Annotated in this window: 28 protein-coding genes; 16 read left to right on the forward strand and 12 right to left on the reverse strand. The window is 72.9% G+C overall.

Features of this window, described 5'->3' with window-relative positions:
• Together ABZS42_RS16720 and trmB are read right to left on the reverse strand one after the other, a co-directional pair.
• The coding region (locus tag ABZS42_RS16720) for a DEAD/DEAH box helicase (protein ID WP_355146096.1) at nt 1–1,063 on the reverse strand (1,063 nt) is incomplete at its 3' end.
• A gap of 89 nt (nt 1,064–1,152) precedes the next feature.
• Nucleotides 1,153–1,782: a tRNA (guanosine(46)-N7)-methyltransferase TrmB gene (gene trmB, locus ABZS42_RS16725; RefSeq protein WP_355146271.1), complete on the reverse strand. Its 630-nt coding sequence runs from the start codon at nt 1,780–1,782 to the stop codon at nt 1,153–1,155.
• Nucleotides 1,783–2,005: 223 nt separating this feature from the next.
• Between trmB and ABZS42_RS16730 the strand changes: the two genes are divergently transcribed.
• Both ABZS42_RS16730 and ABZS42_RS16735 read left to right on the forward strand, forming a co-directional pair.
• A complete protein-coding gene (locus ABZS42_RS16730; protein ID WP_355146098.1) occupies nt 2,006–2,629 on the forward strand; it encodes a hypothetical protein in 624 nt (207 codons plus the stop codon).
• Between the two features lie 5 nt (nt 2,630–2,634).
• Entirely contained in the window at nt 2,635–3,405 is a 771-nt protein-coding gene (locus ABZS42_RS16735) for a class F sortase (protein ID WP_355146100.1), read from the forward strand.
• A 103-nt stretch (nt 3,406–3,508) separates the two neighbouring features.
• On the opposite strand, the gene ABZS42_RS16740 is transcribed toward ABZS42_RS16735, so the two are convergent.
• The 3 genes from ABZS42_RS16740 to ABZS42_RS16750 all read right to left on the reverse strand — a co-directional run bounded on the left by ABZS42_RS16740 (nt 3,509) and on the right by ABZS42_RS16750 (nt 5,788).
• A complete protein-coding gene (locus tag ABZS42_RS16740; protein WP_355146102.1) occupies nt 3,509–3,805 on the reverse strand; it encodes an antibiotic biosynthesis monooxygenase in 297 nt (98 codons plus the stop codon).
• Between the two features lie 18 nt (nt 3,806–3,823).
• Nucleotides 3,824–4,621 carry an exodeoxyribonuclease III gene (locus tag ABZS42_RS16745; RefSeq protein ID WP_355146104.1) on the reverse strand — a complete coding sequence of 266 codons (798 nt, stop codon included), beginning with the start codon at nt 4,619–4,621 and terminating at the stop codon, nt 3,824–3,826.
• A 249-nt stretch (nt 4,622–4,870) separates the two neighbouring features.
• Complete coding sequence (locus ABZS42_RS16750) at nt 4,871–5,788, reverse strand: PAC2 family protein (RefSeq protein WP_355146106.1); 918 nt, start codon at nt 5,786–5,788, stop codon at nt 4,871–4,873.
• A gap of 421 nt (nt 5,789–6,209) precedes the next feature.
• Here ABZS42_RS16750 and ABZS42_RS16755 point away from each other — a divergent pair, with 421 nt between their 5' ends.
• The 3 genes from ABZS42_RS16755 to ABZS42_RS16765 all read left to right on the forward strand — a co-directional run bounded on the left by ABZS42_RS16755 (nt 6,210) and on the right by ABZS42_RS16765 (nt 8,190).
• Complete coding sequence (locus tag ABZS42_RS16755; RefSeq protein WP_355146108.1) at nt 6,210–7,142, forward strand: peptidase M23; 933 nt, start codon at nt 6,210–6,212, stop codon at nt 7,140–7,142.
• A 101-nt stretch (nt 7,143–7,243) separates the two neighbouring features.
• On the forward strand, nt 7,244–7,387 hold the full coding sequence (locus ABZS42_RS16760; RefSeq protein WP_355146110.1) for a hypothetical protein: 144 nt from the start codon (nt 7,244–7,246) through the stop codon (nt 7,385–7,387).
• A 47-nt stretch (nt 7,388–7,434) separates the two neighbouring features.
• Nucleotides 7,435–8,190 carry an EcsC family protein gene (locus ABZS42_RS16765; RefSeq protein WP_355146112.1) on the forward strand — a complete coding sequence of 252 codons (756 nt, stop codon included), beginning with the start codon at nt 7,435–7,437 and terminating at the stop codon, nt 8,188–8,190.
• Nucleotides 8,191–8,228: 38 nt separating this feature from the next.
• Here ABZS42_RS16765 and ABZS42_RS16770 read toward each other — a convergent pair whose 3' ends face one another.
• Complete coding sequence (locus tag ABZS42_RS16770; RefSeq protein WP_355146114.1) at nt 8,229–9,080, reverse strand: SGNH/GDSL hydrolase family protein; 852 nt, start codon at nt 9,078–9,080, stop codon at nt 8,229–8,231.
• A gap of 334 nt (nt 9,081–9,414) precedes the next feature.
• On the opposite strand from ABZS42_RS16770, the gene ABZS42_RS16775 reads away from it, so the two are divergent.
• The 6 genes from ABZS42_RS16775 (at nt 9,415) to ABZS42_RS16800 (ending at nt 15,132) form a co-directional block, all read left to right on the forward strand.
• A complete protein-coding gene (locus ABZS42_RS16775) occupies nt 9,415–10,284 on the forward strand; it encodes an LLM class F420-dependent oxidoreductase (protein WP_355146116.1) in 870 nt (289 codons plus the stop codon).
• A gap of 227 nt (nt 10,285–10,511) precedes the next feature.
• Nucleotides 10,512–10,775, forward strand: a complete 264-nt coding sequence (locus tag ABZS42_RS16780) for a DUF6343 family protein (RefSeq protein ID WP_355146118.1) — start codon at nt 10,512–10,514, stop codon at nt 10,773–10,775.
• Between the two features lie 12 nt (nt 10,776–10,787).
• On the forward strand, nt 10,788–12,206 hold the full coding sequence (locus ABZS42_RS16785; protein WP_355146120.1) for an NADP-dependent succinic semialdehyde dehydrogenase: 1,419 nt from the start codon (nt 10,788–10,790) through the stop codon (nt 12,204–12,206).
• A gap of 97 nt (nt 12,207–12,303) precedes the next feature.
• A complete protein-coding gene (locus tag ABZS42_RS16790; protein ID WP_355146122.1) occupies nt 12,304–13,266 on the forward strand; it encodes a TIGR03885 family FMN-dependent LLM class oxidoreductase in 963 nt (320 codons plus the stop codon).
• Nucleotides 13,267–13,303: 37 nt separating this feature from the next.
• Nucleotides 13,304–14,878: a Na+/H+ antiporter gene (locus ABZS42_RS16795; RefSeq protein ID WP_355146124.1), complete on the forward strand. Its 1,575-nt coding sequence runs from the start codon at nt 13,304–13,306 to the stop codon at nt 14,876–14,878.
• Complete coding sequence (locus ABZS42_RS16800) at nt 14,875–15,132, forward strand: UBP-type zinc finger domain-containing protein (RefSeq protein WP_355146126.1); 258 nt, start codon at nt 14,875–14,877, stop codon at nt 15,130–15,132. The genes ABZS42_RS16795 and ABZS42_RS16800 overlap by 4 nt, the downstream gene beginning before the upstream one ends.
• Nucleotides 15,133–15,271: 139 nt before the next feature.
• On the opposite strand, the gene ABZS42_RS16805 is transcribed toward ABZS42_RS16800, so the two are convergent.
• Nucleotides 15,272–15,529: a hypothetical protein gene (locus ABZS42_RS16805; RefSeq protein ID WP_355146128.1), complete on the reverse strand. Its 258-nt coding sequence runs from the start codon at nt 15,527–15,529 to the stop codon at nt 15,272–15,274.
• Nucleotides 15,530–15,681: 152 nt separating this feature from the next.
• On the opposite strand from ABZS42_RS16805, the gene ABZS42_RS16810 reads away from it, so the two are divergent.
• Nucleotides 15,682–16,407, forward strand: coding sequence for a protein phosphatase 2C domain-containing protein (locus tag ABZS42_RS16810; RefSeq protein WP_355146130.1), 726 nt, complete (start codon nt 15,682–15,684; stop codon nt 16,405–16,407).
• Nucleotides 16,408–16,410: 3 nt separating this feature from the next.
• Here ABZS42_RS16810 and hrpB read toward each other — a convergent pair whose 3' ends face one another.
• Together hrpB and ABZS42_RS16820 are read right to left on the reverse strand one after the other, a co-directional pair.
• On the reverse strand, nt 16,411–18,972 hold the full coding sequence (gene hrpB / locus ABZS42_RS16815) for an ATP-dependent helicase HrpB (RefSeq protein WP_355146132.1): 2,562 nt from the start codon (nt 18,970–18,972) through the stop codon (nt 16,411–16,413).
• Between the two features lie 130 nt (nt 18,973–19,102).
• Nucleotides 19,103–19,822 (reverse strand): SigB/SigF/SigG family RNA polymerase sigma factor, encoded by a 720-nt coding sequence (locus tag ABZS42_RS16820; protein ID WP_355146273.1) that lies wholly within the window; start codon nt 19,820–19,822, stop codon nt 19,103–19,105.
• Between the two features lie 533 nt (nt 19,823–20,355).
• Between ABZS42_RS16820 and ABZS42_RS16825 the strand changes: the two genes are divergently transcribed.
• Nucleotides 20,356–21,075, forward strand: a complete 720-nt coding sequence (locus ABZS42_RS16825) for a hypothetical protein (RefSeq protein WP_355146134.1) — start codon at nt 20,356–20,358, stop codon at nt 21,073–21,075.
• Nucleotides 21,076–21,492: 417 nt separating this feature from the next.
• Nucleotides 21,493–21,621: a hypothetical protein gene (locus ABZS42_RS16830; RefSeq protein WP_355146136.1), complete on the forward strand. Its 129-nt coding sequence runs from the start codon at nt 21,493–21,495 to the stop codon at nt 21,619–21,621.
• An 88-nt stretch (nt 21,622–21,709) separates the two neighbouring features.
• On the opposite strand, the gene ABZS42_RS16835 is transcribed toward ABZS42_RS16830, so the two are convergent.
• A complete protein-coding gene (locus ABZS42_RS16835; RefSeq protein WP_355146138.1) occupies nt 21,710–22,696 on the reverse strand; it encodes a pirin family protein in 987 nt (328 codons plus the stop codon).
• Between the two features lie 9 nt (nt 22,697–22,705).
• The gene (locus ABZS42_RS16840; protein WP_355146140.1) at nt 22,706–23,188 is read right to left on the reverse strand and encodes a MarR family transcriptional regulator; all 483 of its coding nucleotides are present in this window, start codon (nt 23,186–23,188) and stop codon (nt 22,706–22,708) included.
• Nucleotides 23,189–23,343: 155 nt separating this feature from the next.
• On the opposite strand from ABZS42_RS16840, the gene ABZS42_RS16845 reads away from it, so the two are divergent.
• Together ABZS42_RS16845 and ABZS42_RS16850 are read left to right on the forward strand one after the other, a co-directional pair.
• Nucleotides 23,344–23,889, forward strand: a complete 546-nt coding sequence (locus ABZS42_RS16845) for a GNAT family protein (protein ID WP_355146275.1) — start codon at nt 23,344–23,346, stop codon at nt 23,887–23,889.
• A 47-nt stretch (nt 23,890–23,936) separates the two neighbouring features.
• Complete coding sequence (locus tag ABZS42_RS16850) at nt 23,937–24,536, forward strand: DUF1684 domain-containing protein (RefSeq protein WP_355146142.1); 600 nt, start codon at nt 23,937–23,939, stop codon at nt 24,534–24,536.
• Here ABZS42_RS16850 and ABZS42_RS16855 read toward each other — a convergent pair.
• The gene (locus ABZS42_RS16855; protein ID WP_355146144.1) at nt 24,533–24,802 is read right to left on the reverse strand and encodes a hypothetical protein; all 270 of its coding nucleotides are present in this window, start codon (nt 24,800–24,802) and stop codon (nt 24,533–24,535) included. The genes ABZS42_RS16850 and ABZS42_RS16855 overlap by 4 nt on opposite strands.
• Nucleotides 24,803–24,887 lie beyond the last annotated feature (85 nt).

Genomic DNA, 24,887 nt, shown 5'->3' on the forward strand with positions numbered 1-24,887 from the left:
TCTGGTGGAACTCCCGGGCCTTGAGCAGTCGGGTGCGCACCCCGTCGTACTTGGACAGGCCGGTGAAGAGCACGGTGCGGATCGGCACGTTGATGCCGACGCCGAGGGTGTCGGTGCCGCAGATGACCTTGAGTAGCCCGGCCTGGGCGAGGGTCTCGACCAGCCGGCGGTACTTGGGCAGCATGCCCGCGTGGTGCACGCCGATGCCGTGCCGCACCAGCCGGGACAGGGTCTTGCCGAAGCCGGAGGTGAACCGGAAGTTCCCGATGGCCTGGGCGATCATGTCCTTCTCGGCGCGGGTGGAGACGTTGACGCTCATCAGCGCCTGGGCCCGCTCCAGGGCGGCGGCCTGGGTGAAGTGCACGACGTACACCGGCGCCTGCTTCGTCTGCAGCAGCTCCTCCAGCGTCTCGTGCAGCGGCGTCATCGCGTACGAGAAGAGCAGCGGGACGGGCCGCTCGGCCGAGCGCACGACGGCGGTCGGCCGCCCGGTGCGCCGGGTCAGGTCGTCGACGAAGCGGGTGGTGTCCCCGAGGGTGGCGGACATCAGGATGAACTGGGCCTGCGGCAGCTCGATGATCGGCACCTGCCACGCCCAGCCCCGGTCGGGCTCGGCGTAGAAGTGGAACTCGTCCATGACCACCTGGCCGACGTCGGCCTTGGTGCCCTCCCGCAGCGCCAGGTTGGCCAGGATCTCCGCGGTGCAGCAGATGATCGGGGCGTCGGCGTTGACGCTGGCGTCGCCGGTGAGCATCCCGACGTTCTCGGCGCCGAAGACCTCGCAGAGGGCGAAGAACTTCTCCGAGACCAGCGCCTTGATCGGGGCGGTGTAGAAGGTCGTCCGGTCGTCGGCCAGGGCCGCGAAGTGCGCCGCGATCGCCACCAGGCTCTTACCGGAGCCGGTCGGCGTGTTCATGATCACGTTGGCGCCGGAGACGATCTCGATGACCGCCTCTTCCTGGTGTGGGTAGAGATCGAGGCCGCGCTCCTTGGCCCAGCCGGCGAACGCGTCGTAGAGGGTGTCGGGGTCGGCGGTCGCGGGCAGCGCGGCGGTGAGCGTCATAACCCGTCAATGGTGCCTGGATCATGGTGCTCCCCGCCAACCGGGGTGACGGATCGTAAGAAAGCGACCCATCGCCGCGGGGCCGCTCCTCAGCGGCGGCGGTAGATCAGGTCGGCGATCGGGCGGCCCGCCAGCAGGGCGCGCCGTTCGAACTTGGTCACCGGCCGGTGCGCGGGGCGCGGCGCGAAGCCGGCGTGCGGGTTGACCAGTTCCGGGTCGGCGTCGAGGGTCTCCCGCATCGCCTCGGCGTACTCCGCCCAGTCGGTGGCGCAGTGCAGCACGCCGCCCGGCGCGAGCCGGCTGCGCAGCAGGGCCACGTGCGCCGGCTGGATCAGCCGTCGCTTGTGATGCCGGGCCTTCGGCCACGGGTCGGGGAAGAAGACGTGCACCGCGTCGAGCGAGCCGGGCGGCAGTCGGCGTACCAGCTCCAGGGCGTCGCCCTTCGCCACCCGGACGTTGCGCAGGTCGTGCCGTCGCACCAGGTCGAGCAGGTTGGCGATGCCAGGGGTGTGCACCTCGACCGCCAGATAGTCCCGATCCGGATCGGCGCCGGCCATCGCCGCGGTGGTGTCGCCCATGCCCGATCCGATCTCCAGCACGACCGGCGCCGTTCGACCGAAGAGGCCGGTCAACTCGATCGGGGCGCCCGGCCCGTCCGGCACGTCCAGGCCGTACGCGCCGAAGAGCCGGTCCAGCGCATCGGTCTGCCGCCCGGTCATCCGGCCCCGCCGTGGATGGAAGGTGCGGATCGTCCGGACGGGTGGCCGCGCCGCGGCGCGCGTGGGGTCAGGGTCGATGGAGGTCACAGCCGTCCGAGCGTACGCGACCATCCCGCCGGATCGGATGTGATGTTCGCCCAGGAATGAGAGGATCCATCTCGTACGGCAGTCCGGGCAGCCCGCTGCCCATCCGGCCATCCGGCGTCGGGAGGAGGCATCGCGCATGACCCGCGGTGAATTCGTCCTGTCGGCCATGATCGCCGGCCTGCTGCTGGTGGTGGCGGCCGGCCGGGAGGCGGCCGTCGAGGGTCCGCCGCCGCAGGTCGCCGCCTCGCCCGCCGCCTTCGCCGCCCCCGATCCGGGCGACCCCGGGGATGCCGGCCCGCAGCCGGAGGCGGCCGCCGCGCCCCAACCGAACCCGGTCGTGGACGTCTTCGTCGAGGTCAGCCCGAGCACCGTGCAGCCGGGCTACCTGGTCGGCATCAAGGCCAGCTGCCGGGACAACTCGATCCCGGCGACCGTGGTGTCGGACGCGTTCGGGCGGGTCCAGGCGCAGCCGCAGCACGGGTTGCTGACCGCCGCGCCGATGGTGCGCGAGCGGACCTTCCCCGGCAACTACCGCGTCAAGCTCGAGTGCCGTGACGGCCAGACCGCCTCGACGATGCTCCAGGTGGTGAAGTCGGTGAAGCCCAGCCGCGGTCCGGCCACCGGGTTCGGCGGCACCGCGGGCGGCTTCCGCGGTGGCCTGCTGGTGCCCTTCGGAGTGGCGCTGGCCGTTGCCGGGCTGATCGTCGCCCTCGTCACGCTGCGCCGGCCGCGTACCGGGCGTGGCTCCACGAGAGGCTGAGCCGGATGCCGGCCCCGCGCCCCAGCCGTCCGCCGGTCGGATCACCGGCCGACCGTTCGGCGCTCGCCCAGCGGGTCTCCATCACACACGCGATCACCGCGCAGGCGCCTCCGCCGGTACGCCCCGCCGCCGGCCGGGGCACCGGCGTCCGGGCCGCACGGCCCCGCCGCTCGCCCTGGGCCCTGCCGCTGGCCGTGGTGCTGGTGCTGGCCGGGGTCTTCGCCACCGGGATGGGGCTGGGCCGCTCGGTCGAGCCCGGGGAGTGGACCGCCGGCGGTGGGGATCGGCCGGCGGGCGGCGACAACGGCGCGATGCGGGCGAGCCGTCCGGTGAGTCTCTCGATGCCGACGATCAAGGTGTCCGCGCCGGTGGCTCCGGTCGGGCAGGCCCGGGACGGTTCGATCGCGGTGCCGCCGTTGGAGCGGCACAACGAGACCGGCTGGTACGACCGGGGGCCCACTCCCGGAGAGTCCGGCCCGGCCGTGATCGTCGGGCACGTGGACACGAAGGACGGGCCCTCGGTCTTCTACGACCTGGGCAAGCTGAAGCCGGGCGACGCGGTCGAGGTGACCCGGGCGGACGGGTCGGTGGTGGCGTTCCGGGTCGACTCGGTGGAGCGTTTCCCGAAGGACCGGTTCCCGGCCGATCGGGTCTACGGCCACGACGGTCCGCCGGGCCTCCGGCTGATCACGTGTGGCGGTGAGTTCGTCGGCGGCCGCGAGGGCTACGCCGACAACATCATCGCCTTCGCCTCCCTGGCCGCCGCACCCACCTGACCCTCCCTGGCCGCCGCCCCCACCTGACCCTCCCTGGCCGCTGCCCCCACCTGACCCTGTCCGGCCTCCCGTCCCCTTGATCGACCAGAGACAGGGGGTGGGGTCAGGGGACCTGCTGGACCACTTCGAACTCGAGCAGGTTGGCGCCGGTGGCGACGGGGCGTTGCTGCCCGCCGTGCGCGGCGCGGGAGGGGCCAGCGGCCCAGGCCTGGTACGCCTCCTCCGACTCCCACTTCGTGTAGACGAAGTAGCGACTCTCTCCGGCGACCGGACGGAGCAGCTCGAACCCGAGGAAGCCGGGGGAGTTCTCGACGGCGCCGGCCCGGGCCGCGAAGCGCTTCTCCAGCTCCTCACCGGCACCCGGCGGGACGTCGATCGCGTTGATCTTCACAACAGCCATGTCCCCACCCTAACCAGCTCAGAAAGTCTCGACCGCCGGCACCAGTTCGGCGTCGACGACGATCGGTGCGTGATCGGAGGGCCCCTTGCCCTTGCGCGCCTCCCGGTCGACGTACGCGGAGCGGACCGTCCGGGCGAACGGCGCCGAGGCGTACACCAGGTCGATCCGCATGCCCTTGTTCTGGTGGAACATGCCGGCCCGGTAGTCCCAGTAGGTGAACGGGTGCGGCCCCTTCATCGGGGTCGGCACCACGTCGGTGAGACCCAGGTCGCGCAGCGCGGCCAGCGCCGCGCGCTCGGCCGGGGTGACGTGCGTGGAGTGGGTGAACACGGCCGGGTCCCAAACGTCGGCGTCGGTCGGGGCCACGTTGAAGTCACCGCAGACGGCCAGCGGCAGGCCACCGGTGAGCTGCTGCTCCAGCGCGTCGCGCAGCGCGGCGAACCAGGCCAGTTTGTAGGCGTAGTGCGGGTCGTCCGGCGTCCGGCCGTTGGGCACGTACACCGACCAGACCCGCAGCCCGCCGCAGGTGGCGGCGATGGCGCGGGCCTCGGGAGCGGGGAACCCCGGCTCGCCGGGAAACCCGACGGCCACGTCGACCAGCCCGACCCGGGACAGCAGGGCCACCCCGTTCCACCGACCGTCGCTGTGGCTGGCCACGGTGTAACCCAGCTCGCCCACCTCCGCCACCGGAAAGGCGCCGTCCGGGCACTTGGTCTCCTGGAGGCAGACCACGTCCGGCTCGGTGCTGTCGAGCCAGTCGAGCAGCCGGGGAAGCCGGGCTTTCACCGAGTTCACGTTCCAGGTCGCCAGGCGCATGCGTCCAGCCTGCCGCATCAACGGCCGGTACGCCGGTCCGGCACCCGGGTGTCGCGCTTCGCGGGGACGGCGCCACCACCTCCCGGGGTACGGTTCGACCCGTTCGCCCCGCGGTCGGGGGTCCGGATCAGCCGGGACGCCCCGACCTGCCTGATCCGTGCCGCCAGGGTGGACGCGTCTGCGCCCGGCAACCGGTCGGCGACCGGTGTCGGCACCGGGCGTGGATGGCCGGCCGGAGGACCGCGGCCGTCAGTTCCCGGTGTCGTTCGGGCGGCTCTGCTCGGCCAGGAAGCGCTCCAGTTCGGCGGCGAGTTCCTCGGCCGACGGCAGCGAGCCCATCTCCGGCGCGAGCAGGTTCTTCCCGCCCCGGCCCCGGGCGAACGCGTCGTACTGCTCCTCGAGCGCCTGCACGAGCGCCGCGGCGTCCTCGGTCTGCGCGACCTGCCGGTCGATCTCGACCCGGATCACCTCGGCGGCCGAGCGCAGCTCGTCGCTGGGCAGCAGCAGCCCGGTGGCGCGGGACACCGAGGCGAGCAGCACCTCCGCGGCGGCCGGGTACTCGGTCTGCGCCACGTAGTGCGGCACGTGGGCCGCGAAGCCGACCGCGTCGCGACCCAGTTCGCCGAGACGGAACTCGAGCAGGTGGCCGACACCGGCGGGCACCTGCACCCGCTGCAGCCACGGCTCGTGCCCGGCGATCAGCTCGCGGCGCGTGGCGTGGACGGTCACCCCGGTCGGTCGGGTGTGCGGCACGGCCATCGGGATCGAGTTCAGCCCGACGGTCAGCCGGACGCCCAGCCGGGCGCCGAGCCCGGCGACGGCGGCCACGAAGCGCTCCCACTGCACGTCCGGCTCGGGGCCGGTGAGCAGCAGGAAGGGGGTGCCGTCGTCGTCGCGCAACAGGTGCAGCTCGAGCTTCGGCGCGTCGTACGACTCCCAGTGGTCCTCGACGAAGGTCATGATCGGCCGACGGGACCGGTAGTCGAAGAGCTGGTCCAGGTCGAAGGTCGCGATGGGGCGAGACTCCAGCGAGGTGAGCAGCTGCTCGCGGGCGAGCCGGCTCGCGTTTCCGGCGTCGACGAACCCGGTCAGGGCCTGGATGAGGACCGGCTGACCGAGGTCGGGCAGATCGTCGGTGAGCTCGTAGAGCTCGTGTGGGTCGAGCACCGGTGCGGACCTCCCTGAGATGGTGCGTACGGAGTGCCGTCGCGTGCGCGGCACCCGGTTCCGGCAACGTACCCGCCATCCTGGTGCATTCCTTCGCCGGGCGGTCCGTTCTCAGGGAGTGATCAGGATCGGGCGAATGCGCCTATTCCGCCGGGCGTCCGGGGGTGGTCTGCCTGTTCGGGGGAGCATGCCATGGGCCTAACGGCCTAGTTTAGTGATCGTGGGCCGAGGAGCCGGTGACTGCCCGCTTCCGGCCGGGCGGGTTGCGCCTGGGTCGGCCGACCGGTTCGTCCCGGCCGCGAGGTCCGTCCATCGACCGACCGGTGGCTCCCCGGCTGTCCACCGACCCGGCCCGAATCTGTGGCGAGGGCCACGAGATCACCGACGGTAATCATCGGGTACGTCTGCCTAGCCTCGGCTGATGCGTGACGACGGCACCCTCGACGAACCGAACGCCCCCCACGATCCGAATGTTCGTACGGATGACCGGGCATCGGCCGAACGGACGATGATGCTGCGGCGCCTTCGAGCCGCCACCCCGGGCCTGCGGGCCGCCCGCGACCGCGTCGCCGGCTACGCGGCACCACGCCTGCGGTCCGGCTACGACCGGACCCGGCAGTTCGCGACGCCCGGACGGGCCCGGATCCTGCTCGCCACCGGCGTCGTGTGCTGCCTCGGCCTGGCGACGTACGCCCAGGTCAGTGACGACACCGCGGGCGTGGTGGCCCGGGTGGACCCGCTGGCCGCCCGCTCCGAGCTGGTCCGGCGCGCCGAGCAGGAGCACGCCTCCCGGTCCCTCGACCGGTCGGCGAGTGGGCAGCCCACGCCGCCGCCCCCGACCCAGCCGGCTGCCCCCGCCGGCCCGGACGCCGACCCGGATGTGCGGGCGATGAAGAAGCCGGCGGAGCCTGCGCCGGTGGCGGGGCTGACCCGGACGCAGATGAAGAACGCCGAGATCATCGTGCGCACCGGCCGGGGCATGGGAGTGCCGCGCCGGGGGCTGGTGATCGCGGTGGCCACCGCGATGCAGGAGAGCAACCTGTACAACCTCGCGAGCGGCGTGATCCCCGAGTCGCAGCGGCACCCGCACCAGGGGCTCGGCTGGGACCACGACTCGGTCGGGCTGTTCCAGCAGCGGTCGAGCAGCGGTTGGGGACCGGTGGACCGGTTGATGGATCCCGAGTTCGCCACCCGGCAGTTCCTCGGCGCGCTGGAGCGGGTCCCGGGCTGGCAGCAGATGCGGCTCACCGACGCCGCCCAGGCGGTGCAGGTGTCGGCGTACCCCGACCACTACGCGAAGCACGAGTGGCGGGCGAACGAGGTCGTCGACGCCATCCTGCCGACGGAGCGGTAGTCTACGGCCGCAGTGGACGGTTGACTGCCGGGTCGTCCCGGGTACATCCGTTGTCGGTTCCGGGTAGACATGAGTGGGGGCTAACCGACAGGAGGACCGAGATGTCTCTGTTTCAGCGGATCAGCACCTTCCTGCGCTCGCCCAGAGGACAGCAACTCGTCGCACGCGGCCGGCGGGAACTCGCCAAGCCGGAGAACCAGCGGAAACTGAAGGGACTGGCGGCGAAGTTCACCAACCGCCGCTGACCCCTGCCGGCCCTCCGCATCGCCCGCGTCGACCCTCGGGAGTACCCGTGTCAGAACCCGTGCCCGCCGACGGCCAGCCGCCCACTCCCGCGCCGCGGCCGCCCGCCCCGGCGGTGGCCGCCGGCCAGGAGGTCCCCGAGTCGCCGCCCGCCACGCTCTGGGACCGGATGCGTGGCGACCCGCAGTACGCCCCGGAGCACCTGGCGTTGGAGGCGGTGCGCCGGCTCGGGCCGGAGGCGGCGCAGTGGGTCGCGCAGGCCCGGGAGGAACAGCCCGGCATCACCACCGAGGCGCTGGCCGAGCAGGCGGTACGCCGGTTCGTGAACCGGGCCCGGCTGTCCGGCGCGGTCTCCGGCGCCGCCGGGCTGCCCGGCGCGGTGATCGACATCGGCGTGCTGGCCTGGACCCAGGCCCGCATGGTGCTGCACGTCGCGGCGGCGTACGGCGTCGACCCGCTGCACACCGACCGCGCCACCGACCTGCTCGTCCTCCAGCGGGTGCACAAGGTCGCCGAGAGCGCCCGGCTGGCGCTGGGCGTGGCCGCCGGCCGGGAGCGCGCGGGCGCCCTGTTCGGCATGGGTGGGCAGGGCCAGTTGGGCAAGGTCATGCTGCGGTTGGGCGTACGCCTGGCGCAGATGGCCGGGATACGGGTGGCCAAGCGCGTCTTCGCCAAGCTCGTGCCCGGCGCGGCGATCATCCTGGGCACCTGGGCGAACTCGTCCGCCACCAAGGACCTCGCCGAACGCTCCCGGGCGCTCTACCGGCAGCACGCGAGCGGCGTCTCGGGGCCACGCCGCGCCTGACAGGCCTCGTCAGGCGCGGGGACGCGGGAGGCCGCGGTTCAGCCGGCGAGCCCGGAAGCGTCCCAGGCCACGTCGGCGAGCCGGCCCTGACCGGCCGCGTTCGGGTGGAACCAGTCCAGCTGGTTCACCAGGTCGAGCGTGAAACGCACCCGGTGCACCGCGCCGCCGTCGTACCGGCAGCGCGACCCGTACGCCTTGCACGCCGCGGCCAGCTGACTGTTGTAGGCGTTGATCCGGGCGCGGAAGGCGGTCCGGCGGGCCCGGTCTGCCGGGGTGTTCGACGTCGCGTCGGCCAGCAGTGAGGGGCAGACGCCGTGCCGCCAGGCCCGGACCGCTCGCTTGTCGGTGTGCCCGACCTCCCACAGCCGGTGCAGGTCGGGGATGCTCACCACCAGCACCCGCGCCTTCGGGCGGCCCGCGCGCAGCGTACGCAGCGCCCGGTCCACGTCGGCCCGGAACTGCCGTACCGGGGTCATGTCGTCGATGCTGGACCGGCAGGCGTCGTTGGCGCCGATCAGCACCGTGACGTGGTCGACCCGGTCGCGCACCGCGGCCCGGGCCTGTTCCTCCAGGGCGGCGGCCCGCGCCCCGGGCCGGGCGTGGTTGTACGCGCGTTCCCGGACGTCCGGGTCGCGGTCGAGCAGGCGCCGGTAGAGGCTGCGTACCCGTAGCCCGTCCCCCGTCGACCAGGAGTTGCGTTCGCAGGAGGTGAGCACCAGGCACGAGCCGAATCCGGTGCTGATCGAGTCGCCGAGCGCGGCGATGCCGCCGGATCCGCCGGGCTGCGGGGTGCCACGGGTCGGGCGGGGTCCCGCCTCGCCGCCACCCTCGCAGGCGAGGGCGACCAGGGCCAGGAGGCAGGCGACGGTGGTGATCCAGCGGCGAGGCATGATCCCCCGATGTACAGCTCAGAGCGATGGCGCGATAACTCTATGCGCAGGACCGGTTGGGTCGGACTGACGCTGTCGGCTATGCGGCACATCCCGGCCGCTGCTCGGATCGATGTGGTAGCGCCCCGGTGCCGCGTGTCCGGAGCACTCCCGGTCGGCAATCCGGGTGAGCCCGCGGGAAGCCTTGACCTCGCGAGCGCTCGACGTGGAACGCTGAGCCGGACGCGCCGTGGACCACGGCGCCAGGCGGCGGGTTCCGCGCCGTGGCCGGGTGTCGAGTCCCACGGGACCCGGCGTCGTACCCGGTCCGTCCCGCCACGAAAGAGGGTGTGTTGTGAAACTCGGCCTGCACTACTGGACCTTCACCACCCCGCCGGAGCCGGAACTCATCGGATCCACCCTGGCCCGCGCCGCCGGGGTCGCGGAGTCGGGCGGTTTCGCCTCCTTCACCGTCATGGACCACTTCTTCCAGATGGAGGCCGTGGCCGGGGTCGACGAGCCGATGCTGGAGGCGTACACCACGCTCGGCTTCGTCGCCGGCAAGACCCAGCGGATGACGCTCGGTGTGCTGGTGACCGGCGTGATGTACCGGTACCCGGGACTGCTCGCGAAGACCGTCACCACCCTGGACGTGCTCTCCGGCGGTCGCGCCCGGCTGGGCATCGGCGCCTCCTGGTACGAGCGGGAACAGCGTGGCCTCGGCGTGCCGGTGGTGCCGGTGGCCGAGCGCTTCGAGCGGCTCGAGGAGACGGTGCAGATCTGCCTGCAGATGTGGAGCGAGGACAACGGGCCCTTCGAGGGGCGGCACTACCAACTGGCCGAGACCCTCAACTCACCGGCTCCGCTGCGCCGGCCGCGCCCGCCCATCATGATCGGCGGCAACGGCGAGCAGAAGACCCTCCGGCTGGTCGCCCGGTACGCCGACGCGTGCAACTTCTTCGGCGTGAGCGTTGACGAGGCACGCCACAAGTTCGACGTGCTCCGGTCGCACTGCGAGGCCGAGGGGCGTGACTACGACAGCATCGAGAAGACCCTCGCGATGCAGGTTCATCCCCTGGATGACCCGGACGCTTTCCTCGCCGCCGCGCAGGAGTACGCCGCACTCGGCGTGACCGAGCTCCAGGTGACGCCGGACCGGCACCCGGTCGAGTTCGCCGAGCAGGTCGCCGAGCGGATCGCGCCGCGCCTGGCCGAGATCGGCTGACGGCCGGCCAGGCCACCCGCGCTCGGCGCACGACGGCCCGGCCGTGGCGCGAAGCGGGCCGTGCGCCCGGCGGCGGCCACGAAGCCCGTCGTGCGTCCGATCGCGGCGACGAAGCCGGCCGTGCGTCCGATCGCGGCTCGCGGCCGCCCGTGCGCCCGGAAGCGGCGCGCGGCCGACCGCGCCGGTCGACCCGGTTAACCCGGTCCGTCCCGGGGTAGGTCGGGGGAATGACGAGATCGCAGCCCCGGCGCGCCCGTGGCACGGTCGGGCACGCGTACAGCGCGCTGAACCTCCGGCTCGCACTCGCCGGCTTCGGCCTGGTGATCATGGCCATCTTCGCCGTGCTGGCGTTCCTGGCCAACATCGTGTGGCTGGGCGTGGTCTGCGTGCTCCTCGCGCTGGTCGCCGTGGTCGACCTGATCATCATCCAGCGTCGCCGCGCCGCTCGTCGCCGCGAGGAGCCGGGCGCAAAGCACTCACTGTTCGAGTGACAGGAGGCCGAGATGTCCATCGCCACCACCAACCCCGCCACCGGACAGGTGCTCAAGACGTACGACCCGATGTCGACCGAGCAGATCGACGCCGCGATCGGGCGGGCCGACCTGGCGTTCCGGCAACTGCACGGCACCACCGTCGACCAGCGGGCCGGCTGGATGAACGCCGCCGCCGACCTGCTCGACGCGGAGCGCGACGAGATCGCCCGCATCATGACCACCGAGATGGGCAAGACGTACGCGTCGGCGAAGGCCGAGGTGACCAAGTGCGCCAAGGCCGCCCGGTTCTACGCGGCCCACGCCGCCGGATACCTGGCCGACGAGCCCGCCGACGCCGCGGCCGTGAGCGCCACCCGGGCCTTCATCCGCTACCAGCCGATCGGCCCGGTGCTCGCCGTGATGCCCTGGAACTTTCCGCTCTGGCAGGTGATGCGCTTCGCCGCGCCCGCGCTGATGGCGGGCAACACGGGACTGCTCAAGCACGCCTCGAACGTGCCGCAGACCGCGCTGCTGCTGGAGGACGTGTTCCGCCGGGCCGGGTTCCCCGAAGGCGCGTTCACCACACTGCTGGTGGGCTCGGACGCCGTCGAACAGATCCTCAGCGACCCCCGGGTACGCGCGGCCACGCTGACCGGCAGCGAGGGCGCCGGCCGGTCGATCGCGCAGATCGCCGGCCGGGAGCTGAAGAAGACGGTGCTGGAACTCGGCGGCAGCGACCCGTTCGTGGTGATGCCCTCGGCCGACCTGGACCAGGCCGCCGAGGTGGCCACCACCGCCCGCTGCCAGAACAACGGCCAGTCCTGCATCGCCGCGAAACGGTTCATCGTGCACACCGACGTCTTCGACGCCTTCGCGGAGAAGTTCGCCACCCACATGGCGGCACTTCAGGTCGGCGACCCGATGGACGAGCGGACCGACGTGGGGCCGCTGGCCAGCGAACGTGGCCGCGACGAGGTGCACGGCCAGGTCCGCGACGCGATCGACAACGGAGGCACGGTGCTGGTCGGCGGCGAGGTGCCGGACCGGGACGGCTGGTGGTACCCGCCGACGGTGGTCACCGACCTGACCCCGCAGATGCGGATGTGGCGGGAAGAGGTGTTCGGGCCGGTAGCGGGCCTGTTCCGGGTGTCGTCGTACGACGAGGCGATCGAGGTCGCCAACGGCACCGCCTTCGGGCTCGGCTCGAACGCCTGGACCCGGGATCCGGACGAGCAGGCGCGCTTCGTCACCGACCTGGACGCCGGCAACGTCTTCATCAACGGCATGACCACCTCCTACCCGGAGCTGCCCTTCGGCGGGGTGAAGAACTCCGGCTACGGCCGGGAACTCTCCGCGCTGGGCATGCGGGAGTTCTGCAACACGAAGGCGGTCTGGGTGGGCGGCGAGGGCGCCGGCTCGGTCGGGCCGGCCGGCGCGCACTCCGAGTAGCGGACGCGACCCGGCCGCCGCCGGCGGCCGGGTCGCTGCAAGGCGGTCGGCGAACGTCAGCTTTAGCCGGACACCGTCCTGGGTACGGAACGCAGCCATGACGGTGTTCGGCTTCCACGCGTCCCACGAACAGATCCACCCCCGAGCCCTGCTGGATGCGGTGGTCCACGCCGAACGGGTCGGCTTCGACGGCGCCATGTGCTCGGACCACTTCTCGCCGTGGAGCGCCCGGCAGGGGCACTCCGGTTTCGCCTGGTCCTGGCTCGGCGCCGCGCTCCAGGCCACGGGGCTGCCGTTCGGCGTGGTGAACGCCCCGGGCCAGCGCTACCACCCGGCGATCGTCGCCCAGGCGATCGGGACGCTCGCCGCCATGTACCCGGGCCGGTTCTGGGCCGCGCTCGGCACCGGGGAAGCCAGCAACGAACACATCACCGGCGACCGCTGGCCGCGCAAGTCCGTGCGCGCCGCCCGGCTGCGCGAGTGCGTGGACGTGATCCGGGCGCTGCTCGCGGGGGAGGAGGTCAGCCACGACGGGCTGGTCCGGGTGGACCGGGCGCGGCTGTGGACCCGCCCCGAGCAGCCGCCCGCCCTGCTCGGCGCGGCGGTGAGCGTACCGACCGCCCGCTGGTGCGCCGGCTGGGCCGACGGGCTGATCACCGTGAACGCGTCGGTGGAGCACCTGCGTCGGATGGTCCGCGCCTACCGGGACGCCGGCGGTCGGGGGCCGCTGCACCTGCAGGTGCACCTGAGCTGGGCGCCCGACCAGGCCGAGGCGGAGGCCGTCGCGTACGACCAGTGGCGCAGCAACGTCTTCGTCCCGCCGGTGTGCTGGGACCTGGAGACGGCCGAGCACTTCGACGCGGTCTCGGCCGACGTGCCGATGCGGCGGGTCACCCAGGTGGTCAACGTCTCGGCGGACCTCGGCCGGCATGTCGGCTGGCTGGAGGAGTACCTGACCCTCGGGTTCGACCAGATCGCCCTGCATCACGTCGGAAAGGAACAGAGTGCCTTCCTGGACACGTTCGGCGCGGAGGTGCTGCCGAAGCTGCGTGCCCGATGATCAGGCGATACCCGGTGGTTGCCTAGGCTGACATCCCATGGAGGGACTCTTCGAGGTCGTCGTGTTCCTGGCGACCGCGACGATCGGCGCCGCACTGGCCCGCAAGCTCGGCCTGTTGGCGCCGATCGTGCTGGTGGTGGCGGGGCTCGTGCTGTCGTTCGTGCCCGGCTTCCCGCACGTCCGGCTCGACCCGGATCTGGTGCTCGTGGGGATCCTCCCACCGCTGCTCTACGTCGCCGCGTTGGAGACGTCCGTGCCGGCCTTCCGGCACAACCTGCGCCCGATCCTGTGGCTGGCGGTCGGGCTCGTGCTCTTCACGGCGGCCGCGATCGGTCTGGTCCTGCACCTGCTGTTGCCGATGGTGCCCTTCGCCGTCTGCCTGGCCCTCGGTGCGGTGCTCGCCCCACCGGACGCGGTGGCCGCGACGGCGGTGGCCCGGCGCATCGGGCTGCCCCGGCGGGTGGTCACGATCCTTGAGGGTGAGAGCCTGCTCAACGACGCCACCGCGCTGGTGCTGTTCCGGGTCGCCGCGCTGGCCGCCGTCGGTTCGGCGGTCGGCGTGGCCGAGGTGAGCATCGAGGTGCTGCGCTCGGCCGGCGGCGGTGTGCTGGTCGGCGTGCTCGGCGCTGTGCTCTTCGGGTTCGTGCACAAGCGGATCACCGACCCGCTGCTCGACAACGCGCTCTCGCTGATCATCCCGTTCGCGGTGGTCTTCGTAGCCGAGGAGATCCACGCGTCCGGTGTGATGGCGGTCGTGGTCACCGGGCTCGCGCTGGGACACAAGCTGCCGGTGCTGATGACGGCCGCCTCCCGGCTCCAGGTGGGCGCGGTCTGGCGGCTGGTCCGGTTCCTCCTGGAGGGGCTGGTCTTCCTCCTGGTCGGCCTCCAGCTCCCGGACGTGTTGCAGGACCTCGACGAGCCGCTCGGGCGCGTCGTGGGCGTCACGGCGGCGGTACTCGGAACGCTCTTCCTGGCCCGATTCGTGTGGCTGTTCCCGGTCACGTACCTGACCCGGCTCGTGCCGGGCGTGCGGCGGGGCACGGCGCGGAAACCGGTGAAGTATCCCCTCGTCATCGGCTGGGCCGGGATGCGAGGTGTGGTGACCCTGGCCGCGGCGCTCGCCCTCCCGCTCACGGTCGCCGGCGGGCGGGAGTATCCGAGGGAGCTGTTCATCTGGTTGGCCTTCGCGGTGATCGTGGCCACGCTGGTCGGCCAGGGCGCCACCCTGCCGATCGTGGCCCGGCTGCTCAAGCTGCCGCCGGACGACCCGGTGCAGGACGCGCTCTCCGCGGCCGGCGTCCAGCAGCAGGCCGGCCGGGCGGCCCGCGAACGCCTCGACGAACTGGCCGACACCGCACCGGCTCCGGTGGTGGACCGGCTGCGCCGAGGGGTGGAGGAACGCACCAACCTGGCCTGGGAGCGTCTTGGCGGCACCCAGCGGGAGACACCGTCGCAGGCGTACGGGCGGCTGCGACAAGAGATGATCGACGCTGAACGTGAGGTGTTCCGGAACGCGCGGGACACCGGCCGTATCCCGGAGGAGGCGCTGGTGCAGGCCTATCGTGACCTGGACCTGGAGGAATCGTTGCTGCGGCGGGAGGGCGACCGGTGAGCTGCGAACACCTGGCCGAGACGGGCACGGTTGCACCGCGGAACGTGGACGAGTGCGCGGCCTGCGTGTCGATCGGCGAAACCGACTGGGTGCACCTGCGCGCCTGCCTCTCCTGCGGGGAGGTCAGCTGCTGCGACTCGTCGCCGCACCGGCACGCGAGCGTGCACTTCGAGGAGACCGGCCACCCGGTCATGCGCTCGGTACAGTCGGGGGAGTCCTGGCGCTGGTGCTACGTCGACGAGGAGATCGGCTGAGGTGTGGTCGGCAGGCCGGTGGGCGAGCCGATTCGTCGTGGCGACGCCTGACGTGTCCACCGGTGGGAGGGCAGGGTCCAGTGCCCGCCGGGCAGGAGCGGGTGACGGCCTGCCCGGAACTCCGTACGCCAGCGCCGGGTCAGGGCATGCCGCCGGATTCGCTGCTGACGCCCGCACTGGTGGCCTGACTGTCGAGGCCGCCGTACCCCTTGCCCCGGATGGTGCCCCGGTCCCGGACCTGCTGGTCCCGTCGGTTCTGCCGGATCGCCTGCCGGGCGATCTGCAGCGCGGCCTCCCGGCCGACCGGCCGCCGGCGCCGGAGCACCACCACTACCACCACGAGCGCCGTGAGCGTGAGCACCACCGCAGCGCCCGCGAGCCACAGATATGCGTCCATGGCCCTCACGGTAAGCCCGCCGTTCACGTGGTCGACACCCCTGGTGGCGGCCCGACCGGGGCCGCGCCGGACAGTGAGATTCGCCGCGCCACGCGGCGTCACGGTGGATCTCCTAGAGACAACAGAGCCCTTCGCCTGGCAGGCTGCCACCCATGACCCTGAAGCTGCGTTCCGTGGGAACGAGCGACCGTGGGCTGATCCGTAGCGGGAACCAGGACGCCCTGCACTCCGGCACGTGGCTGGTCGCCGTCGCCGACGGCATGGGTGGCATGGCGGCCGGTGACCTGGCCAGCTCGCTCACCATCGGATCGATGGCACCGCTGGACGTGGAGACACCGGAAGACGCCCTGGTCGCCGCGTTGCAGGGCGGGATCGAGCAGGCCACCCAGCGGATCCGGCGGGCGGTCGGCGAGGATCCGGAGCGGCAGGGCATGGGTACGACGTTGACCGCCCTGCTCTTCGCCCGTACCGGTAGCTGCCTGGCGCTCGCCCACATCGGCGACTCCCGCGCCTATCTGTTCCGCGAGGGCGTGCTCAAGCAGATCACCCGGGACGACACCTTCGTGCAGATGCTCGTCGACCAGGGTGTGATCACGCCCGACCAGGCGAGCAGCCACCCACGGCGGGCCGTCGTCACCCAGGCTCTGCAGGGCGAGGACGTCTCCCCGACGTACGCGACGATGGTGCCCGCCGCCGGTGACCGCTGGCTGCTGTGCAGCGACGGCCTCTCCAACGTGGTCCGGCCGGACACGCTGGCCGAGGTGCTGGCCGGTCACCCGGACCGGGCGGAGTGCGCGCACAAGCTCATCGACCTGGCGCTGCGGGCCGGCGGCCCGGACAACGTCACCGTGGTCATCGCCGACGTCGTCGAGGAGTGAGGGTCAGCGCCGGCGGGGGCTGGCGCGCCGGGTCGGTACGGCGGTCGTCGGGTCCTCCGGCCACGGGTGTCGTGGGTAGCGGCCGCGCAGTTCGGCCCGGACCTGCGGGTAACCCACCCGCCAGAAGGAGGCCAGGTCGGCGGTGACCGCGACCGGCCGACCGGCCGGCGAGAGCAGGTGCAGCAGCACCGGCACCCGCCCGCCGGCGATGCGGGGCGCCTCCTGCCACCCGAACGTCTCCTGGAGCTTCACCGGCAGCACGGGTGCCGCCGGATCGGTGTAGTCGATCCGGATCCGCGAGCCGCTGGGCACCGTGAGCCGTTCCGGCGCCACCTCGTCCAGACGCGCCGCCTGTGCCCAGGGCAGGAGCCGGTGCAGCGCGGCGGCGACGTCCGTGCGGGCCAGGTCGGCGCGGCGTCGGGCGGTGGCCAGCTCCGGGGCGAGCCAGGCGGGGGCGGCGGAGAGCAGCGCGTCGTCGCCGACGTCCGGCCAGTCGTCGCCGAGCGCGTGCCGGCAGAACGCCAGCCGTTCCCGTAGCGCGCGGGCGGCCGGGGACCACTCCAGCAACCCGAGGCCGGTGCGGCGCAGTCCGGTCACCAGGGCCGCGCCGACCTCGGCCGGGTCGGGGTGACGCAGGGGGCGCTCGACCAGTTCGATCGCGCCGAGCCGCACCACCTCCCGGGCCACCACGTCGCTGCCCGACCAGCCGACCTCCCGATCCGTACGCAGCAGCGGCCCGGCCGCCTCCCGGGCGGTGGCCTCGTCGAGCGCGGCGGCGATCCGGATCCGGGCGGCCGGCGCGCCGGGGGCGCGGTCGGCGACCGCCACCGCGAGCCACTCGGCGCCGGCCAGGCCCGACCCGGGCGCCAGTTCCCCGGCGGTGCCCCCGGTCATCAGGTACGAGGAGCCGCCCGGTCGCCGGACCCGGGCCAGCCGCTCCGGGTGGGCCAGCCCGACCAGCAGCCCGGCGGCGAGATCGTCGGGCAGCCGGTGTCCCGCCCCGGTGCTCGTACCGGCGGCGGTGGCTTCGGTGTCCAGGAGGCGGCGCAACCGCCGCACCTCGGCGCGCCAACGGGCGGTGGTGGCCGCGTCGGTGCCGGCGCGTAGCCGACGCCAGACAGCGGCGAGGTCGTCGGCCGGGCCGGCGACGGTGTCCTCGGCGAGCATGGCGACCACCTCGGCCGCCCGGTCGGCGCCGACCCGGCCGGCGCCGTCGAGCAGGGCTCGGGCCAGCCGTGGATGGGAGCCGACCGCGGCGATGGCCCGGCCGCGTCCGGTGATCCTGCCGGTGGGGTCGATCGCGCCGAGCGTGGCGAGGGTGTCCCGGGCGACCGCCATCGCGGCCACCGGTGGCGGGTCGGGCAGCGCCAGTCCGGCGCCGTCCGGCTGCCCCCAGGCCGCCAGGTCCAGCGCGAAGCCGGTGAGATCCGCCGTCTCTATCTCCGGCCCGGGCTGGGCGGGCAGCCGCTCGTGGGTCGCCTCGGACCAGCAGCGGTACACATACCCGGGTGCCTCGCGCCCGGCCCGACCGGCTCGCTGGGTCGCGGCGGCCCGGGACACCGGCACGGTGACCAGCGCGCCGAGCCCACGGGCCAGGTCCAGCCGGGGGACCCGGGCGAGCCCCGCGTCCACCACCATCCGTACGCCGGGCACGGTGAGGCTGCTCTCGGCGACCGAAGTGGCCAGCACCACCCGACGCCGGGCCGCCGCGCCCATGTCGGGCGGGGCCGCCGCTCGTGGACGAAGTGCGGCATCCTGCTCCGCGGAGCGCTGACGACCGTGCAGGGGAAGAAGGTCGACGGTGTCGCGCAGATCGGTGAGCCGACCGGCGACCGCCGCGATTTCGCCCGCCCCGGGCAGGAAGACCAGCACGTCGCCGTCGTGCTCGCGTATCGCCCGCCGTACGGTCGCCGCGACGTGGTCGAGCAGGGCCCGGTCGACCGGGCCGGCCCCCGGCGCGGGCACCGGTCGGGGCGGAGGCGCCCAGATCCGGGTCACCGGGTGCAGCGCCGCGTCGGCCCGCACGATGGGGGCGGGGTCGTCGGAGCCGCCGAGCAGCGCGGCGAAGCGGTCCGCCTCCGGGGTGGCGGACATGGCCAGCAGCCACAGGTCGGGGCGGAGGGCACCGCGCGCCTCCACCGCGAACGCGAGCGCGAGGTCGGCGTCGAGGTGGCGTTCGTGACACTCGTCGAGCAGCACCGCCCCGGTGCCGGGCAGGTCGGGATCGCGCAGCAGGCGACGTACCAGCAGACCGGTGGTGACCACCTCGACGCGGGTACGCGCGCCGACGCGCCGGTCCCCGCGTACCGCGTACCCGATCCGGTCGCCGACCCGTTCGCCGAGCAGGTCCGCCATCCGGCGGGCCGCGGCTCGGGCCGCCACCCGCCGGGGCTGGGCGATCACCACCCGGCCGTCCACCTGTTCGGCGACGGCCAGCGGCGCGAGCGTGGTCTTGCCGGTGCCCGGCGGTGCCACCAGAACGCCGGCGCCGGTCGTGCGCAGCGCCGCGACGACCGCCGGCAGCGCGGCGCGCACCGGCAGGTCCAGGCGTACGTCGGAGAGCACGGCTCAGTCTCGCACCGGTGGCGGCGGCGGCCCGGCGCGGCCCGGCGTCCGGCGGACACACCGATGGCCGGGTCACCCGGACCCGGCCATCGGTGCCATCACCCCCTGGATGTCAGTGAACCCCCGGCGGCTAGTAGGTGCCTTCGAGCTGGCCGCGCAGCTTGGTCAGCGCTCGGGCCAGCAGCCGGGAGACGTGCATCTGCGAGACTCCGACCTGCTCGGCGATCTGCGACTGGGTCAGGTTGCCGTAGAACCGCAGGGTGAGGATCTTCTGCTCACGCTCGTCGAGCGTGGCGAGGGCGGGGCCGAGGGCGACCCGCAGCTCGGCCAGCTCGAACTCGCCGTCCTCGCCGCCGAGCATGTCGCCCAGCTCGGTGGCGCGATCGCCGTCGCCGGTCGGAGTGGAGAGGGAGACCGCGTTGTAGGCGCGGGCGCCCTCCAGGCCCTCCAGGACCTCCTCCTCGGTGATCTTGAGGTGGGCGGCGATGTCGGCGACCGTCGGGGAGCGGCCCAGGGTCTGCAGCAGGGTGCTGTTGGCGTCGGAGATGGCCAGTCGCAGCTCCTGCAAGCGCCGTGGGACTCGGATGTCCCAGGTGCGGTCGCGGAAGTGCCGCTTCAGTTCGCCGATGATGGTGGGAATTGCGTAGCCGGCAAAGTCGACACCGCGGGACGGGTCGAACTTGTCGATCGCCTTGATCAGGCCGACCGCGGCGGTCTGCGCCAGGTCGTCGGTCGGCTCGCCCCGGCCGCTGTAGCGGTGGGCGAGGTGGTTGGCGAGCGGCAACCAGGCCTCGATCGCCCGGTCCCGCAGCGCGGGACGCGACGGGTGGTCGGCGGGCAGCGCAGCCATCGTGTTGAGCAGGTCGGTGGCGCTGTCGGAGAGTGGCCGCGGGTCGAGCTTCGCCGCCGTGGTGGACGTGCTCGTCGTGTGCTCAATGGTCGCTGGCGCGGTCATGGGTGGTCCTCCCTGCACCTCGTCCGCGGATGGAGACGTGACGCTTCGTCTTGGCTTCGAATGGGCCGTTCGGTAGTCACACTAACCCGATGGTCCAGCGAAAATCTAGCCGAACGGCTGATGTACTTAAGCGGCTAATTGCAAGAGAACGGGACTATTCGGTCGGACGGGGTGTCGGGCGTGAGGGCGATTACCGGCACGACGCGGGCCGCGGACGCCGGCTGGACGTCCGGTGGGTGTGGGCCGGACGGCAGGAACCCCTCGGCCGGGCGGTCAACTTGAAAGCCGACATCCGGCGGTTACTGTCGACATTCCGTCCTTGTCCCACACACGGGACCGCCGTAGCGTCGGCTGGTAGTCGTCGGATGGAGGCGCCCGTGCTCGACCCTGCTGCTCCTCAGCTAGTCGTGAACAGTCGCTTCCTCCACGTGAGCTGGCTGCCTGCGGATCCGGACGCGGTCTCCGCGCTGGTGCCGACCGGGCTGCAGCCGCACCCGGACCGACGCGTCTTTCTCGGCCAGTGCGTCGTCGACGACGAGAGCCAGACCTCCGGCCTCGGCGCCTACGACCTGACCTACCTGGGCGCGTCACTGGAGGGCGTCGACGCTCCCGGGGGCGCCACCCCGGGAGGCTGGTGGACGCACTACATCACCTCGACCGAACGGGTGCTCGGCTACGTCCGCACGCGCGGCTTCCCCGCGTACCCGGGGCGCACCACCCTCCACGTGCGCGCCGACACCCTGGTCACTGAGACCGAGATGGACGGCGTGCCGGTGATCCGGACCCGGTGCCGGGTGGGGGAGACCGGGCACGTGATCAGCAGTGGGCAGAGCCGCTACTTCACCCGGCGGGACGGCCGGCTGCTCAGCTCGATCTACCCGCACCTCGTCGAGCCGGTGTCGCATTTCGAGGTCGAATCGGTCGAGTTCCTGGAGCCGGAGCACCCGACCTACGCGCTGCGCCCGGCCAACCCGTTCACCATCGTCTCCGGCTTCTACTCGCCCCGGGTCGCCTTCGCCTACCCCGGTAGCGTGACCGAGCATCCCGGGGAGGCGGGGCTGCCGGACGAACAGGTCGGGGGCGCGCTCGCCGCCGCCACGGTCCGGCGACGGGACACCCGGGTCGTGAGCCGCCCGGTGCGCCGGTAACACCCGAGCGGCCGGCCCGGACCGCCGCGCTCACCGCGTACCGCTCGACAGGCTCGGCCGGCCGCGTTCACCGCGTACCGCTCGACAGGCCCGGTGCGGCGGCCAGCCGCCGGGTCGCCCTCCGGCCGGTCCGCCGTGTCCCGACCGGGTCGCGTCGGCCCGGTCGGTCGACGGAGTTCCGCGTCTCCCGCGGCCGGTCGACGGACGTGTCGTGATTTGCCTGGCCGACCAGGTTTCCGGTGGCTCAGACGGGTAACCGTGATCCTGGGTCGGCGAGTTCGGCCGCGGCCGGGCACCACACCTGGATGTCGACCCCGATCTCACGGCAGGACCCCGCCGTGGGCTTCCCACGCCGCCCGGTACCCGGTGCCGTGGCCGGCCGACCTGATCGGCGCGAGACTTCCTGGAGGCCAGAGCATGCCCGGCGAGACGACGAGCCCCCTGACCGAGCACCGCGAGCAGGCGGTGGAGAGCGAGCGGGGCGCGCTGGTGGCGGTGTTGGTCATGGTGCTCCTCGGCCTGGCCGGCATCTTCGCCGTCTCCTGACCCGTACCACCCGCGTGACATTTACCACCCGCGCGACCCGTGACCTCGCGCATGGCGGGGCGGCGAGCCCCGCCATGCGCGACAGGATTCAGGGACGCTCGCCCTGGCCGTCGGTGTGCGGCAGCCGCTGGGCGGGAACGACGCCGAGCCGACCGGCCTGGAAGTCCTCGAACGCCTGGACCAGTTCGTCGCGGGTGTTCATGACGAACGGCCCGTAGTGCGCGACGGGCTCCCGGATCGGCTGGCCGCCCATCAGGAACAGGTCCAGCGCCGGCGTGTGCGAGTCCTGCCGCTCGTCGGCGGTGAAACGCAGCGCGTCGCCGGGGCCGTGCACCGCGAGCTGCCCGATCTGCAGCGGTCGCCGGTCGGTGCCGACCGTGCCGCGTCCGCTCAGCACGTAGGCGAGGGCGTTGAACTCCGGCTGCCAGGGGATGTCCACCTGCGCCCCGGGCTGGATGGTGACGTGGGCGATGGTGATCGGGGTGTAGGTCGAGCCCGGGCCGCGGTGCCCGGCCACCTCGCCGGCGATCACCCGGATCAGCGCCCCGCCGTCCGGGGTGGTGAGCAGCGCCGTCTCCCTGCCCCGGATGTCCTGGTAGCGGGGCGGGTTCATCTTGGCCACGCGGGGCAGGTTGACCCAGAGCTGGGTGCCGTGGAACAGGCCGCCACTGACCACGAGGTGCTCCGGCGGAGCCTCGATGTGCAGCAGGCCGCTGCCGGCGGTCATCCACTGGGTGTCGCCGTTGGTGATGGTGCCACCGCCACCGTTCGTGTCCTGGTGGTCCATGATCCCGTCGATCATGTACGTCACGGTCTCGAAGCCCCGGTGCGGGTGCCAGGGAGTGCCCTTCGGCTCACCCGGGGCGTAGTCGACCTCACCCATCTGGTCGAGGTGGATGAACGGGTCGAGCTCGCTCAGCGGCACCCCGGCGAAGGCCCGCCGCACCGGGAAGCCCTCCCCCTCGAAGCCGCTGGGGGCGGTGGTCAGCCGGCGTACCGGCCGGAAGGTGGTGGACTCGTCCAGCCGGGGCAGCCGGGGCAGGACGAGTACGTCGTCAACGGTGATCGCGGGCATCGGGCTCTCCTAGTTCTTGGCGTGGGTGGTCGAGGCGTCCCGGGCCGCCCGCAGGCGGTCACCGAGGCGCTCGAAGATCCGGGTGAGGCAGGCGACCTCGTCGTCGTCGAGGTCGTCCATCAGGTGGGTACGCACCGAGAGCAGGTGGTGGGGTGCGGCCTCCCGCACGGTGAGCAGCCCGGTGGCGGTGAGCACCGCCTGGCTGCCCCGGCGGTCCCCCGGGCACGGCTCCCGGCTGACCAGCCCCCGTCGCTGCATGGAGGAGATCAGGTACGTCAGCCGGCTGGGTGAGAAGACGAGCCGGCTGGCCAGTTCGCCCATCCGCAGTCGCTGGCCGGGCGCCTCGGAGAGCAGCACCAGCACGTGGTAGTCGGCGAAGCTCAGGTCGCTGTCGGCGCGCAGGTCCTCCTCCAGCTGCGTGAACAGCCGCTGGCTGGACTCGATGTACGCGCGCCAGGCGGCGAGTCGGCTGCTGTCCAGGCTCTCGGTCACGTCGCCCACAGTAGCACTATTTAAAAATTAAACAATCTTGCAGTTGGCTGTACCACTCGACGGAATAAGGTGGCTCCCGGTCAGGTCTTACAGGTTTGAAGAAAGTATCGGCGCCGGGTGCCGCGTTGGCATGGCAGACTTCCCGCGTGGCCCAGATGCAGTTGACCGTCCCCGGCCTGGTGCTTCGCCCCTGGCGCGAGGCCGACGCGTCGGCGGTCCAAGCCGCCCTGAGCGATCCGGACATCGCCCGGTGGAATCCGCAGGGCTGGCCGGTCGACGAGGAGCGGACGCTGAGCTGGCTACGCCGCCGCGCGGACTGGTCGGCCGGAGACCACGCATCGCTCGCGGTGGCCGACGCCATCGGCGGCACGCTGCTCGGCTCGGTGTCGCTGCACGGCATCCACGGCGACGAAGCCGAGATCGGCTACTGGGTGGTCCCGTCGGCGCGCGGTCGCGGTGTCGCGTCCCGGGCCGTCACCCTGCTCACCCACTGGGGTTTCGAACAACTCGAACTGCACCGCATCGAGCTGTGCCACGCCACCGCCAACGCGGCCTCCTGCCGGGTCGCCGAGCGGGCCGGTTACCGCATCGAGGGCACGCTGCGCGAATCCTTCCGGTACGGCGACGGCCGTCGCCACGACGAGCACCTGCACGCCCGCCTGGCCACCGACCCGTGGCCGGTCGCATCGCCGGGGGAGTGACCGGGCCGACCGGCCTGCGGGCCGTGCGCGCGGACTAGGCTCGTCGGGTGAACGACCTCGACCTAGCCGACTGGCGGGAACGGATCGCCCGGCTCTACCTGTCCGACCTCGACCTGGCCGGCTTCCGCGCGGAACGTGACCGTCTCTTCGCCGACCATCCGCAGAGCCCCATTCCGCCACAGGACCGGCCCACCTTCACCGGGGTGCGCTACCACCCGCCGAACCCGTCCGCCGTGGTGGAGGCGCCGCTGCGGCCCGCCGAGGGTGAGATCGAGACCGACACCGGCGGCCCGGACGGCGTGATCCGCTACCGGCGGGTCGCGGTCGCGGAGACGCCGTGGGGCCCGCTCACGCTCTGGTGGATCATGGCGTACGGAGGGGGCCTCTTCGTGCCGGTGCGCGACGCCACCTGCGGCGAGGAGAGCTACGGCGGCGGTCGTTACCTGACCGACACGGTGAAGGGCACCTTCGGGCGGGGACTGACGATGCTGCCCGGCGACCGGGTCCGGCTGGACGCCAACTATCTCTACAACCCGTCGTGCGCCTACGATGACCGCTGGGCCTGCCCGCTCGCCCCGCCGGAGAACCGGGTCGACGTGCCCATCCGGGCCGGGGAGCTGGCCTACTCCGGTTCACACGGCGGTTAGGGCTCGGGCTCGGGCGGCTCAGTCCCGGCCGGGCCGCCCTGACCGGCCACGCGCGGCCGGCTGACGGGTACCTCCCGCTTGCGCTCTATCCACGTGATGAACCGTTCGTACAGGGCGTTCCCGGCCGGGGGGTTGCCGGTGTCCAGCCGCTCGAGATCCGCCATGGCTGCCGCCAGTTGCTGCCCCATGTAGACCGCCAGCCCGGCGAGGTTGCGCCGGTACTCGACAGCCAGGAGCAGCCGGGCGGGCGGGCACGGCCAGTCCATGTCCGGGCACACTCGGCACACCCACCGTGGCCGCCGTGGCAGGTGCGGCCGGTGGGGGTCGAGTTGCGCCGGGTGTCGCTGCGAT

It is taken from the genome of Micromonospora sp. NPDC005367 (genome assembly GCF_040606825.1).
In the GTDB taxonomy this organism is placed as follows: Bacteria; Actinomycetota; Actinomycetes; order Mycobacteriales; family Micromonosporaceae; genus Micromonospora.

Excerpts from the sequence above, each read along its gene's own strand:
- ABZS42_RS16790 (WP_355146122.1), top strand. The coding sequence starts at position 12,304 with ATGACGGTGTTCGGCTTCCACGCGTCCCACGAACAGATCCACCCCCGA.
- ABZS42_RS16760 (WP_355146110.1), top strand. The coding sequence starts at position 7,244 with ATGTCTCTGTTTCAGCGGATCAGCACCTTCCTGCGCTCGCCCAGAGGA.
- ABZS42_RS16785 (WP_355146120.1), top strand. The coding sequence starts at position 10,788 with ATGTCCATCGCCACCACCAACCCCGCCACCGGACAGGTGCTCAAGACG.
- ABZS42_RS16820 (WP_355146273.1), bottom strand. The coding sequence starts at position 19,822 with ATGGCTGCGCTGCCCGCCGACCACCCGTCGCGTCCCGCGCTGCGGGAC.
- ABZS42_RS16780 (WP_355146118.1), top strand. The coding sequence starts at position 10,512 with ATGACGAGATCGCAGCCCCGGCGCGCCCGTGGCACGGTCGGGCACGCG.
- ABZS42_RS16830 (WP_355146136.1), top strand. The coding sequence starts at position 21,493 with ATGCCCGGCGAGACGACGAGCCCCCTGACCGAGCACCGCGAGCAGGCG.
- ABZS42_RS16845 (WP_355146275.1), top strand. The coding sequence starts at position 23,344 with ATGCAGTTGACCGTCCCCGGCCTGGTGCTTCGCCCCTGGCGCGAGGCC.
- ABZS42_RS16770 (WP_355146114.1), bottom strand. The coding sequence starts at position 9,080 with ATGCCTCGCCGCTGGATCACCACCGTCGCCTGCCTCCTGGCCCTGGTC.
- ABZS42_RS16805 (WP_355146128.1), bottom strand. The coding sequence starts at position 15,529 with ATGGACGCATATCTGTGGCTCGCGGGCGCTGCGGTGGTGCTCACGCTC.
- ABZS42_RS16835 (WP_355146138.1), bottom strand. The coding sequence starts at position 22,696 with ATGCCCGCGATCACCGTTGACGACGTACTCGTCCTGCCCCGGCTGCCC.
- ABZS42_RS16810 (WP_355146130.1), top strand. The coding sequence starts at position 15,682 with ATGACCCTGAAGCTGCGTTCCGTGGGAACGAGCGACCGTGGGCTGATC.
- trmB (WP_355146271.1), bottom strand. The coding sequence starts at position 1,782 with ATGACCGGGCGGCAGACCGATGCGCTGGACCGGCTCTTCGGCGCGTAC.
- ABZS42_RS16855 (WP_355146144.1), bottom strand. The coding sequence starts at position 24,802 with ATGGACTGGCCGTGCCCGCCCGCCCGGCTGCTCCTGGCTGTCGAGTAC.
- ABZS42_RS16740 (WP_355146102.1), bottom strand. The coding sequence starts at position 3,805 with ATGGCTGTTGTGAAGATCAACGCGATCGACGTCCCGCCGGGTGCCGGT.
- ABZS42_RS16745 (WP_355146104.1), bottom strand. The coding sequence starts at position 4,621 with ATGCGCCTGGCGACCTGGAACGTGAACTCGGTGAAAGCCCGGCTTCCC.
- ABZS42_RS16735 (WP_355146100.1), top strand. The coding sequence starts at position 2,635 with ATGCCGGCCCCGCGCCCCAGCCGTCCGCCGGTCGGATCACCGGCCGAC.
- ABZS42_RS16755 (WP_355146108.1), top strand. The coding sequence starts at position 6,210 with ATGCGTGACGACGGCACCCTCGACGAACCGAACGCCCCCCACGATCCG.
- ABZS42_RS16730 (WP_355146098.1), top strand. The coding sequence starts at position 2,006 with ATGACCCGCGGTGAATTCGTCCTGTCGGCCATGATCGCCGGCCTGCTG.
- ABZS42_RS16795 (WP_355146124.1), top strand. The coding sequence starts at position 13,304 with ATGGAGGGACTCTTCGAGGTCGTCGTGTTCCTGGCGACCGCGACGATC.